The sequence below is a fragment of the Streptomyces solincola genome, assembly GCF_002982015.1.
Lineage (GTDB): Bacteria > Actinomycetota > Actinomycetes > Streptomycetales > Streptomycetaceae > Streptomyces > Streptomyces solincola.
In genome coordinates this window covers 1-12157 of sequence record NZ_PVLV01000405.1, presented here as the reverse complement: position 1 = coordinate 12157, position 12157 = coordinate 1, and the positions used below count along the sequence as shown (strand labels likewise).

Genomic DNA, 12157 nt, shown 5'->3' with positions numbered 1-12157 from the left:
GAGCCGCACGGTCCTTCCCCCTGCCCACCCCCGGCGCCGGCCCGTACGGCCTGGCCGCCGGCCCGGACGGCGCCGGGGGTGGGCAGGGGGAAGGACCGTGCGGCTCCGTCGGGGGTGATCCGGCCGATGCGGTGGTCCTGGGTGCGGCTGAACCACAGCGCCCCGTCCGGGCCGGCGGCGATGACGGTGGGGCCGCAGCCGGGCGCGTCGAGCGGGAACTCGCGGAAGCTGCCGCCCTCGGGGTCGAGGCGGGCGACCGCGCCTCGGTGCACCAGGGTGAGCCACAGGGCGTGGTCCGGGCCGGCCGCGACGCCGTAGGGCCCGGCCTTCTCGTCCGTCACGGTGAACTCGGTGATCCGCGGCGCGGGGAGGCTCGACATGGGAGTTCCCTGTCCCCACGGGCCGGGCCCATGCCGGTACCCGTGTGAAGAGGGCGTACGGAAACCCGCCTCAGGCGGTGTGGCGGCGGGCGCGCAGGGCGAGGGAGAGGCCGATGACGGTGTGCGGGTCGTCCAGGTCGGTGCCGAGCAGCTCGCCGATCCGGGCCAGCCGGTTGTAGAGGGTCTGCCGGTTGAGGTGCAGTTCGCGGGCGGTCTCCGCCTTGCGGCCGGCGTGCGCCAGATAGGTCTCCAGGGTCGGCAGGAGGGGCGGCCGGGAGGTGCGGTCGTGCTCGCGCAGCGGGCCGATCGCCCGGTCCACGAACGCCGCCAGGTCCGGGTGCTCGCGCAGCCGCCACAGCAGCAGGTCGATGTCGAGCCGCCGGGCGTCGAACCACGGCTGCTCCGGGAGCCCCTGGGCGGCCGCCGACGTCTCCGCGGCGTGCCGAAGCCCGGCCGACGCCGCCGCCCAGCCGCCGCCCGCCCCGACCACGACCACCGGGGCGGGCGCCCCAGGCCGCTCCAGGCCGGCCCGGGCCGCACCCGCCCGCAGGGCCGCCGCCACCCGGTCGGCCACCGCGGAGCGCTCGGTGTCCGCGCGCAGCCCGAGCAGCAGCAGCACCCGGCCCTCCACCGGTCGTACGCCCAGCAGCACCGGCACGCCGAGCGAGCCCAGCTCCTCGGGCACCGCCCGGGCCAGCACCGACCAGTTGCCGGCCGGGGCGCCCTCGGCCACCAGGCGCATCACCACCGGCAGCAGCGGGCCGTCGCCCGGCTTGAAGCCCAGGACACGCGCCTGGGCCGGGGCCTCGTCGGGCGGTACGCGGCCCTCGGCCAGGTCGGTGAGGAAGTCGCCCCGGCCCCGGGCCGCCAGCTCCTCCTCCTGGCGGGCCTGCATCAGGACGACCGCCAGGATGCCGGCGGTGCGCTCGGCGGCCATCCGGTGCACCGGGGACAGCGCCGCGGACACCGCAAGGAGCACCAGCTTGGCCCGGACCGACCCGGTGCCGGGGCCGCCGCCGCCGGGGACGTCCACCACCACCGCCCCGGCCGGCGGCCCCGCCTCCCGGGCCGCCCGCTGGCCGCGCAGGCCCTCCCACACCTGGAGCGGGTCGGCGGCGGCCGTGCCGGCGGCGGGCCCCGCGGCGTACAGCAGTCCGCCGTCCGCGGTCTCCAGGAACACCGGGTTGGCGGCGAAGTCGGCCAGGATGCGCAGCACCTGCGGCACCCCGCCGCCGCCGAGCAGCGCCTCGGTGCAGCGCCGGTGCACCTCCTCGGCCTGCCGCAGCATGGCGTAGTGGCCGTTGACGATCTCGGTGTGCACCTCCTCGGTGACCGAGACGAACGGCACCTCGCGGTGCAACTGCACCAGCGGCAGCCCGGCCGCCCGGGCGGTCTCCACGATCACCGACGGCAGCCGGGAGAAGCGCGGGCCCAGCTCCACCACCAGCGCCGCGATGCCCCGGTCCGCCAGCCTGCGGACGAACGCCCGCTGCTCGGCCGGGCGGGTGCCCAGGCCCAGGCCGGTGGTCAGCAGCAGCTCGCCGCCCTTGAGCAGGGAGGCGATGTTGGGCACCTCGCCGGCGTGCACCCAGCGCACCGTGCGGTTCAGCCGGTCCGCGCCGGTGATCACCTCGGGCAGTCCGCCGCGCAGCCCGGGCAGCTCCAGCGCCCGCCGTACCGTGATGCCGCCGCCCTGTCCGTCCATGGTGCTCATACCCTCGGACGCTACCCGGACCGGGCTGGGCGCGGGAATGGCCGCCGTGTCCGGTGCACGGGGCCGGACCTGCCGACTCGTCACCGGCGGGGCGGACCGCGCGTCCCCGGGCCGGCGGGCCCGGGGACGCGGGGCGGGCGTCAGCCGCCGTAGGCGCCGGAGGCGGTCAGGCGCAGGGCGGTGTCGATCAGCGGGACGTGGCTGAAGGCCTGCGGGAAGTTGCCCACCTGGCGCTGGTGCTTGCTGTCCCACTCCTCGGCCAGCAGGCCCAGGTCGTTGCGCAGGCCCAGCAGCTTCTCGAACAGCTTGCGGGCCTCGTCGACCCGGCCGATCATCGCCAGGTCGTCCGCCAGCCAGAAGGAGCAGGCGAGGAACGCGCCCTCGTCGCCCTCCAGGCCGTCCACGCCCGCCTCGTCGCCCTCGGTGGGGTAGCGCAGGATGAAGCCGTCCTCGGTGGACAGCTCCCGCTGGATCGCCTCGATGGTGCCGATGACCCGCTTGTCGTCCGGCGGCAGGAAGCCCATCTGCGGGATGAGCAGCAGCGAGGCGTCCAGCTCCTTGGAGCCGTAGGACTGGGTGAAGGTGTTGCGCTCCGGGTCGTAGCCCTTCTCGCACACGTCCCGGTGGATGTCGTCGCGCAGCTCGCGCCAGCGCTCCAGCGGGCCGTCGGCGTCACCGGACTCGATCAGCTTGATGGTGCGGTCCACCGCGACCCAGGCCATCACCTTGGAGTGCACGAAGTGCCGGCGCGGCCCGCGGACCTCCCAGATGCCCTCGTCCGGCTCGTTCCAGTGGTCCTCCAGGTAGCGGATCAGCTTGAGCTGGAGGAGGGAGGCGTAGTCGTTGCGGGCCAGGCCGGTCATGTGCGCCAGGTGCAGCGCCTCGGTGACCTCGCCGTACACGTCGAGCTGGAGCTGCGCGGCGGCGCCGTTGCCCACCCGCACCGGGGTGGAGCCCTCGTAGCCGGGCAGCCAGTCCAGCTCCGCCTCGCCCAGCTCCCGCTCGCCGGCGATGCCGTACATGATCTGGAGGTTCTCCGGGTCGCCGGCGACCGCGCGCAGCAGCCACTCGCGCCAGGCGCGGGCCTCCTCGCGGTAGCCGGTGCGCAGGAGGGAGGAGAGGGTGATGGCGGCGTCGCGCAGCCAGGTGTAGCGGTAGTCCCAGTTGCGCCCCCCGCCGATCTCCTCGGGCAGCGAGGTGGTGGGCGCGGCGACGATCCCGCCGGTGGGCGCGTAGGTGAGCGCCTTCAGCGTGATCAGGGAGCGGACCACCGCCTCCCGGTACGGGCCGCGGTAGGTGCACTGCTCCACCCAGTCGCGCCAGAACTCGGCGGTGGCGGTCAGCGCGCCCTCCGGGTCGGGCAGGTGCGGCGGGTGGTGGTGGGAGGGCTGCCAGCTGATGGTGAACGCGATCCGCTCGCCCGCCGAGACGGTGAAGTCCGAGTAGGTGGTGAGGTCCTCGCCGTGCGTCTCGGCCTCGGTGTCCAGCCAGACCGAGTCGGGCCCGGCGACGGCGACCGTGCGGCCGTCGATCTTGTGCACCCAGGGGGTGATCCGCCCGTAGGAGAACCGCATCCGCAGCGCCGAGCGCATCCGCACCCGGCCGCTGAGGCCCTCCACGATCCGCACGAGCTGCGGGGCGCCGTCACGCGGCGGCATGAAGTCGGTGACCCGCACGCTGCCGCGGCCCGGCTGGTCCCATTCGGACTCCAGGATCAGCGAGTCGCCGGCGTACCGGCGGCGGTCGGAGGTCGGCGGCTCGGCGCCTGCGGCGTGCGCCGGGCCGATCCGCCAGAATCCGTGCTCCTCGGTTCCGAGAAGGCCTGCGAAGACGGCGTGCGAATCGAAGCGGGGCAGGCACAGCCAGTCGACCGTGCCGTCCCGGCAGACCAGCGCGGCGGTCTGCATGTCTCCGATGAGTGCGTAGTCCTCGATGCGCCCGGCCACGTGCAATCTCCAGTCGAACGGCAACGTTCGCCCCGCGGGGCGCTTTCAGGGGTCGGGATCAGTCGCCGACGAGCGTGGTGGCAGTCCGCTTCGGGGTGTGCGGATGGTGCCGGTGGGGGTGCGTCGCTCGCGGCGGATGTCCGAGCAGGATACGACGATGCCCCGGCCCTCCGTGTGAGCGTGCCGGTACTGCTGTCCGGCCGGACGAGTGACCTCCGACACCTTGTGCGAAACACGTCAGCCGCGTGTGTTCGCCCGTGTGCCGCGTGTGTTCACCGGGCCGCCGAAAGCCCCCGTACGAGGTCGCCGGGGGTCGCGGCGGACGCGGCGGCCGGAGCGGGGGCGCCGGGGCGCTGATACCCTGGTAGCCCGTGGACCGGTTGGCGCCGCCCCTCGTCGGTGGCCCCCCGAACCGCAGCGACGGCACCCCTCCCGGCACCAGAAGGTCCGGGCGGCGCCGGTACGCACCTGACCCACCGCGACCACGGGAGCCCCCTCTTGGCCATGCCGCCGAAGTCTTCGACGACCAAGCACATCTTCGTCACCGGGGGCGTCGCCTCCTCTCTCGGCAAGGGGCTCACCGCGTCCAGCCTCGGCGCCCTGCTCAAGGCGCGCGGGCTGCGGGTGACGATGCAGAAGCTCGACCCGTACCTGAACGTCGACCCGGGCACCATGAACCCGTTCCAGCACGGTGAGGTGTTCGTCACCAACGACGGCGCCGAGACCGACCTGGACATCGGCCACTACGAGCGCTTCCTCGACGTCGACCTGGACGGCTCGGCCAACGTCACCACCGGCCAGGTGTACTCGCAGGTCATCGCCAAGGAGCGGCGCGGCGAGTACCTGGGCGACACCGTGCAGGTCATCCCGCACATCACCAACGAGATCAAGCACCGCATCCGCCGCATGGCGACCGACGACGTGGACGTGGTGATCACCGAGGTCGGCGGCACCGTCGGCGACATCGAGTCGCTGCCGTTCCTGGAGACCGTGCGCCAGGTCCGCCACGAGGTCGGCCGGGACAACGTCTTCGTCGTCCACATCTCGCTGCTGCCCTACATCGGCCCGTCCGGCGAGCTGAAGACCAAGCCCACCCAGCACTCGGTGGCCGCGCTGCGCAACATCGGCATCCAGCCCGACGCCATCGTGCTGCGCGCCGACCGGGACGTGCCCACCGCCATCAAGCGCAAGATCTCGCTGATGTGCGACGTGGACGAGGCCGCCGTGGTCGCCGCCATCGACGCCAAGTCGATCTACGACATCCCCAAGGTGCTGCACACCGAGGGCCTGGACGCCTATGTCGTCCGCAAGCTGGACCTGCCGTTCCGCGACGTGGACTGGACCGTCTGGGACGACCTGCTGGACCGGGTCCACAACCCCGACCACGAGGTCACCGTCGCCCTGGTCGGCAAGTACATCGACCTGCCCGACGCCTACCTGTCGGTGACCGAGGCCATGCGGGCCGGCGGCTTCGCCAACAAGGCCCGCGTCAAGGTCAAGTGGGTCACCTCCGACGACTGCAAGACCCCGGCCGGCGCGGAGAAGCAGCTCGGCGACGTGGACGCCATCCTGATCCCCGGCGGCTTCGGCGAGCGCGGCGTCAACGGCAAGGTCGGCGCGATCCGCTACGCCCGCGAGAACAAGGTGCCGCTGCTCGGCATCTGCCTGGGCCTGCAATGCATCGTGGTCGAGGCCGCGCGGAACCTCGCGGGCATCGCGGACGCCAACTCCACCGAGTTCGACGCGGCCACCTCCCACCCGGTGATCTCCACCATGGAGGAGCAGCTCGCCTACGTGGAGGGCGCCGGCGACCTCGGCGGCACCATGCGGCTGGGCATGTACCCGGCCAAGCTGGCCGAGGGCTCCCTCGTGCGCGAGGTCTACGACGACCAGCCGTACGTGGAGGAGCGCCACCGCCACCGCTACGAGGTCAACAACGCCTACCGCGCGGAGCTGGAGAAGAAGGCGGGCATCGTCTTCTCCGGCACCTCCCCGGACAACAAGCTCGTGGAGTACGTCGAGTACCCGCGCGAGGTCCACCCCTACCTGGTCGCCACCCAGGCCCACCCGGAGCTGCGCTCCCGCCCGACCCGGCCGCACCCGCTGTTCGCCGGTCTGGTCAAGGCCGCGGTGGAGCGCAAGACCGGCGTGGCGAGCGCCTGACCGGTCGATGATCCACCGGCGTTACGGTGGACCGGGGTGCGCGGCCCTCATCGGGCCCGCGCGCCCCGGTCCGCCGTTTTCCGTAACACACGCCCGTCGTGTACGCCGGATCCGTACGCACGCCAGTTCGCCAGGCCAGGAGGACGTCTGCCATGACCGCCATCAAGGACACCCCCGAGGAGTGGCGGGTCACCGCGGCCTCCACCCCCTTCCAGGGGGCGAAGACCAGCGTCCGCACCGAGGACGTGGTGATGCCGGACGGCTCGGTGCACAGCCGCGACTACCAGGTGCACCCCGGCTCGGTCGCCGTGCTCGCCCTGGACGGGGACGACCACGTCGTCGTGCTGCGCCAGTACCGCCACCCGGTGCGCCACAAGCTGTGGGAGATCCCGGCCGGACTGCTCGACGTGCCCGGCGAGAACCCGCTGAACGCGGCGGTGCGCGAGCTGTACGAGGAGGCGCACGTCAAGGCGGACGACTGGCGGGTGCTCACCGACGTGTACACCACGCCCGGCGGCTGCGACGAGGCCGTGCGGATCTTCCTGGCCCGGGGCCTGTCCGACGTGGAGGGCGAGAAGTTCGCCGCCGCGGAGGAGGAGGCCGACATGGAGCTGGCCCGCGTCCCGCTGGACGAGCTGGCCCGCCGGGTCCTCGCCGGAGACCTGCACAACAACTGCCTGGTGGTGGGGGTGCTGTCGGTGCTCGCCGCCCGCGCGGCGGCCGGCGGTCTGGACGCCCTGCGCCCGGCCGACGCGCCCTGGCCGGCCCGGCCCTTCGAGGCCTGAGCGCAGCCCGGGCACCGGCCGGGCGGCCGCCTGAGGCGGGCGTCCGGGTGATGCGTACGCCCTTTGCGCGATCGGTATGACGATCTTCTGATCCGATCGGGCGACCCGGCGCCCTGCTCCACCGGACGCCCGTCGTCGCTGAACTACGCTCGGTGCGGGAGATCACCCGCCCGGGCAACCGCCGGCGGGATCGGCGTGTGCGCAGGCGGACGGGAGCGTGGCCCGTGACGGATCAGGCGGTGGACATCGACGGGGGCGGGACGGGCGGCGATGCCGTCCGCCCCGGTACACGGCCGGGGCGCCGCGGCTTCCACGGGCGCGTACGGGAGCTGAAGGAGCTGCGGGCCGACATCGCCCGGGCCGGCCTGGACACGCTCGCCGGGCGGCCCTCCCCCCGGGCCCGGGTGCTGCTGATCGCCGGGCGGCCCGGCAGCGGGCGCACCGCGCTCGCCGAGGAGCTGGTGCGCGATCTGGCCCGGGGCTACCGCGACGGGGTGCTGCGGGCCCGGCTCACCGAGCCCGGCGGCGACCCGGTGCCCACCGAGCGCACCGCGCGCGACCTGCTCGCCGCCCTGGGCGAGAGCGCCCCCGCCGGGGCCGGCGCGGAGGAGCTGAGCGGGCGGCTGCGCACCGCCTGCGCCGAGCGCCGGGCCCTGCTGCTGCTGGACGACGCCGACGACGCCGAGCAGGTGGCGTCCCTGCTGCCGGACAACCCCGCCTGCCTGGTGGTCGCCGTCGCCCGGGGCCCGCTCACCGGGATCCCGGACGTCCGGCCGTGCACGGTGGGCGGACTGGACGCCAAGTCCGCGATCGACCTGCTGGAGGGGTACGCCGGGTCGGTACGGATCACCGTGGACCCGCAGGCCGCCGAGACGCTCACCGAACTGTGCGGCGGCCAGCCCGCCGCCCTGGTGCTGGCCGGCGGCTGGCTGGCCGCCAGGCCCATGTCCTCCGTCGCCGACCTGGCCAAACGGCTGCGCGCGCTGCCCGAGGACCCGGAGCGGCCGGTCGCCGACCGGCCGCTGGCCAGGGCGTTCACCCTGGCGAGTGAGGTGCTGCCGGCCGCCGCCGGGCGCACCCTGCGACTCCTCGCGCTGGCCCCGGTCGGCCTCGCCGACGCCCAGACCGCCTCCGCGCTGGCCGGCTGCTCGGTGTCGGCCGCCGCCGCCAACCTGGAGAAACTGGCCGCCGCCGGCTTCCTGGCGGCGGAGGGGGAGGGGCAGTACCGGGTGCCCGGCTGCCTGCTGCCGCTGCTCGCCGAGCGACTGGAGCACGACCACAAGCCGGCCGAGGTGCAGTTGGCCCGCGCCCGGATGCTGGAGCGGACCGTGCGGCTGCTCCAGTCCTGCCGGGCGGTCACCGAACCGGAGGGCTCCCCGGCCCGCCGCCGGCTCGCCGGACTGCCCCGGGCGCTGCGCTTCGACGGGCCCGAGGCGGCCGGACACTGGCTCGCCACCCGGCAGACCGCCCTGCTCGCCTCGGCGCGCGTCGCGGTCGCCGACGGCGACCTGGACACCCTGGCCCGCCGACTGGTCGCCGCCCTGGTCAGGGCGCTGGCCGCGCACCGCGAGGCCGAGGAGGCCGCGCCCGAGCTGTACGGGCTGCACCAACTGGTCCTGGGGGTGGCCGAGCGGCGCGGACTGCACCGCGAGCGGGCCGCAGCCCTGCTGAACCTGGGCGACCTGGACGCCCGCACCGGCCGGACCCGGGAGGCGCTGGCCCGCTACCGGGCGGCGCTGGACGCCGGACGCGAGGGAAACGACCCGTACGCCGTCAGCCGGGCGATGGAATCCGTAGGGGGCTCGCACCAGGAGCTGGGGGACTGGGCGCGGGCCGCCGACTGGTACGGACGGGCGCTCGCCCAGCGGCTCGCCCGGGACGAGCGGGCCGACCAGGCGCGGCTGTACGGCCGGCTCGGCGCGGTGCACAGCTACGAGGGCCGGTACGGGGAGGCGCTGCGGAACTGGCGCGCGGCCGCCGCCGGCTACCGCCGTCTCGGCGATCTGTCCGGCCACGCCCGGGCGTTGAGCGAGGCGGCCCGGGTCCAGGAGTACGCGGGCCGCCCGCAGGAGAGCCTGCGCACCTGCGAGGAGGCGGTGGAGTGCGCCCGCGCCGTCAAGGACGTGCGGCTGCTCGCCGCGCTCCAGCTCCGCCTCGCCGACACCCTGGACCGGCTCGGCGACCCGGCGGCGGCCCGGTTGCACCGCGCGGCCGCTGATCGTCTTCTGGAAACGGAGGATCGCAAGGGGGGAACCCCCCGATCCGCCTACGAAATCCGCAGTGCTCCGACGAAAGATTAGACATTCGCAAGGCTAGACAACCGCAGACCCTTCAATAGACTGGGTGGGCCGCAATTGAGTGCGGTCTCTCCCGGTGCGTCCAGTGCATCCGGGTATGTATGGCAATATCCCCCCGTACCCCCCAAGCCAAGGACCGTGATCGACGTGAAGGTCGGCATCCCCCGCGAGGTCAAGAACAACGAGTTCCGGGTGGCCATCACCCCGGCCGGTGTCCACGAGCTGGTGCGCTACGGCCACCAGGTCCTCATCGAGCAGAACGCCGGTGTCGGCTCCTCGATCACGGACGCCGAGTTCGTCGCGGCCGGCGCGCAGATCCTCCCCACCGCGGACGAGGTCTGGGCCACCGCGGACCTGCTGCTCAAGGTCAAGGAGCCGATCGCGGAGGAGTACCACCGCCTCCGTAAGGACCAGACCCTCTTCACCTACCTGCACCTCGCCGCCTCCCGCGAGTGCACGGACGCGCTGCTGGAGTCCGGCACCACCGCCATCGCCTACGAGACGGTGGAGACCGCGAACCGCGCCCTGCCGCTGCTCGCCCCGATGTCCGAGGTCGCGGGCCGGCTCGCCCCGCAGGTCGGCGCCTACCACCTGATGCGCTCGGCCGGCGGCCGCGGCGTGCTGCCCGGCGGCGTCCCCGGCACCCACGCCGGCGAGGCGGTCGTCATCGGCGGCGGCGTCTCCGGCTGGAACGCCGCGCAGATCGCCATCGGCCTGGGCTTCCACGTCACCCTGCTCGACAAGGACATCAACAAGCTCCGCGAGGCGGACCGGATCTTCGGCACGAAGATCAAGACCATCGTCTCCAACACCTTCGAGCTGGAGAAGGCCGTCGTCGAGGCCGACCTCGTCGTGGGCGCCGTCCTCATCCCGGGCGCCAAGGCCCCCAAGCTGGTCACCAACGAGCTGGTCTCCCGGATGAAGCCCGGAAGTGTCCTTGTCGACATCGCCATCGACCAGGGCGGCTGCTTCGAGGACTCCCGCCCCACCACCCACGCCGAGCCGACCTTCCAGGTCCACAACTCGGTCTTCTACTGCGTCGCCAACATGCCGGGCGCGGTGCCGAACACCTCCACCTACGCGCTGACCAACGCCACGCTCCCCTACATCGTGTCGGTCGCCAACAACGGCTGGGCCGAGGCGCTGCGCCGCGACCCCGCCCTCGCCAAGGGCCTCAACACCCACGACGGCAAGGTCGTCTACAAGGAGGTCGCCGAGGCGCACGGCCTGGAGCACGTCGAGCTCGGCGCGCTCATCGGCTGACCGAAGCCGCCACGTGTGCGCGCGGTCCGACCGCTCCCGCACCCGGCGCCCGCCGTCAACGACGGGCCGCCAACATCACGCGTCCGGCCGGACCTTGCCCACCGAGGTCCGGCCGGACGCGTACGCGTGTGCGCCCTCGCGGACCGGCTCACGGGCGCCGCGCACGTCTGACGGGTGCTCAAGTCGCGCTGAACGTCGCGCTTTAACCGATTCGCGCCTGCTCGAAACCATACGGATGAGCGGCCGAACACCCTTGACAGAAGGCCGCCCGGGTACCGACACATCCGTCCGCGTCCGGCCGATTGTGTTGCTGCGAAGCGGTGACACGCCATAGAGTCGCAAACCGTCGGCATAGAGCCACGCTGACCTATCGACAAGTGTCCTGGTCCCGTCCAAGGAGGTAAGACGACTTGTGAATGAGTCGACATTTACTCTCGGGGGCGGCCAGCCGGGAACGTACGAGCCGCACCAGCACCTGACGACAGCCCACACGACGCAGACGATGGACGGCCAACACGTGAACGCCACGGCCGGCAACGAGAGTGGCCGAGAGCCCACCCACTTCGCCGCCTACGAGGAAGCCCCCGAGGGTCACTTCTACGACCCCGACGCCGAGTACGAGCCCGACCCGGAGTACGCGGCCACCCTCGCGCCCGACGCGGCCCGCCAGCGCCGCGAGCGCATCGGCCCCACCGGGCGCCCGCTGCCGTACTTCCCGATCCCGGGCCCGCTGACCGACCACGGCCCGGCGAAGATCATCGCGATGTGCAACCAGAAGGGCGGCGTCGGCAAGACCACGTCGACCATCAACCTGGGCGCCGCGCTCGCCGAGTACGGCCGCCGGGTGCTGCTCGTCGACTTCGACCCGCAGGGCGCCCTGTCGGTCGGCCTCGGCGTCAACCCGATGGAGCTGGACCTCACCGTCTACAACCTGCTCATGGAGCGGGGCATGTCGGCCGACGAGGTGCTGCTGAAGACCGCCGTGCCCAACATGGACCTGCTGCCGAGCAACATCGACCTGTCGGCGGCCGAGGTCCAACTGGTCAGCGAGGTCGCCCGCGAGTCCACCCTGCAACGCGCCCTGAAGCCGCTGCTGGGCGACTACGACTACATCGTCATCGACTGCCAGCCCTCGCTCGGTCTGCTGACCGTCAACGCGCTGACCGCCGCGCACAAGGTGATAGTGCCGCTGGAGTGCGAGTTCTTCGCGCTGCGCGGGGTCGCGCTGCTCACCGAGACCATCGAGAAGGTGCAGGAGCGGCTCAACCCGGAGCTGGAGCTCGACGGCATCCTGGCCACCATGTACGACTCGCGCACCGTGCACAGCCGCGAGGTGCTGGCCCGGGTGGTCGAGGCGTTCGACGACCACGTCTACCACACGGTCATCGGCCGCACCGTGCGCTTCCCGGAGACCACCGTCGCCGGCGAGCCCATCACCACCTACGCCTCCAACTCGGTCGGCGCGGCCGCCTACCGCCAGCTCGCCAGGGAGGTGCTCGCCCGGTGTCACGCCGAGTGAGTCTCCCCGGTGCCGACGAGCTGTTCCGAACGACCGGGGGCACGGCGCTTCAGTCGTCCACCCCCCGCCGCCCCGGCGGCGAACCCCGGG

General features: G+C 73.4%; 8 protein-coding genes. 5 read left to right on the top strand and 3 right to left on the bottom strand.

Features of this window, described 5'->3' with window-relative positions:
* The 3 genes from C6N75_RS23110 to C6N75_RS23100 all read right to left on the bottom strand — a co-directional run.
* Positions 1–380 (bottom strand): Vgb family protein (locus C6N75_RS23110; RefSeq protein WP_456340830.1); only part of this gene is annotated, 380 nt, incomplete at its 3' end.
* A gap of 70 nt (positions 381–450) precedes the next feature.
* Complete coding sequence (locus C6N75_RS23105; RefSeq protein ID WP_105870822.1) at positions 451–2085, bottom strand: PucR family transcriptional regulator; 1635 nt, start codon at positions 2083–2085, stop codon at positions 451–453.
* Between the two features lie 149 nt (positions 2086–2234).
* Positions 2235–4040, bottom strand: coding sequence for a glycoside hydrolase family 15 protein (locus C6N75_RS23100; protein ID WP_105870820.1), 1806 nt, complete (start codon positions 4038–4040; stop codon positions 2235–2237).
* Positions 4041–4544: 504 nt separating this feature from the next.
* On the opposite strand from C6N75_RS23100, the gene C6N75_RS23095 reads away from it, so the two are divergent.
* The 5 genes from C6N75_RS23095 (at position 4545) to C6N75_RS23075 (ending at position 12067) form a co-directional block, all read left to right on the top strand.
* Complete coding sequence (locus C6N75_RS23095; RefSeq protein WP_105870819.1) at positions 4545–6203, top strand: CTP synthase; 1659 nt, start codon at positions 4545–4547, stop codon at positions 6201–6203.
* A gap of 152 nt (positions 6204–6355) precedes the next feature.
* Positions 6356–6988, top strand: a complete 633-nt coding sequence (locus C6N75_RS23090) for an NUDIX domain-containing protein (RefSeq protein WP_105870818.1) — start codon at positions 6356–6358, stop codon at positions 6986–6988.
* Positions 6989–7212: 224 nt separating this feature from the next.
* Positions 7213–9288: a tetratricopeptide repeat protein gene (locus C6N75_RS23085; RefSeq protein ID WP_407703262.1), complete on the top strand. Its 2076-nt coding sequence runs from the start codon at positions 7213–7215 to the stop codon at positions 9286–9288.
* 144 nt (positions 9289–9432) lie between these two features.
* Positions 9433–10548 carry an alanine dehydrogenase gene (gene ald / locus C6N75_RS23080; RefSeq protein ID WP_181160588.1) on the top strand — a complete coding sequence of 372 codons (1116 nt, stop codon included), beginning with the start codon at positions 9433–9435 and terminating at the stop codon, positions 10546–10548.
* Between the two features lie 502 nt (positions 10549–11050).
* A complete protein-coding gene (locus tag C6N75_RS23075; protein ID WP_105870816.1) occupies positions 11051–12067 on the top strand; it encodes a ParA family protein in 1017 nt (338 codons plus the stop codon).
* Positions 12068–12157: the final 90 nt, after the last annotated feature.

Excerpts from the sequence above, each read along its gene's own strand:
- C6N75_RS23090 (WP_105870818.1), top strand. The coding sequence starts at position 6,356 with ATGACCGCCATCAAGGACACCCCCGAGGAGTGGCGGGTCACCGCGGCC.
- C6N75_RS23075 (WP_105870816.1), top strand. The coding sequence starts at position 11,051 with ATGGACGGCCAACACGTGAACGCCACGGCCGGCAACGAGAGTGGCCGA.
- C6N75_RS23095 (WP_105870819.1), top strand. The coding sequence starts at position 4,545 with ATGCCGCCGAAGTCTTCGACGACCAAGCACATCTTCGTCACCGGGGGC.
- C6N75_RS23105 (WP_105870822.1), bottom strand. The coding sequence starts at position 2,085 with ATGGACGGACAGGGCGGCGGCATCACGGTACGGCGGGCGCTGGAGCTG.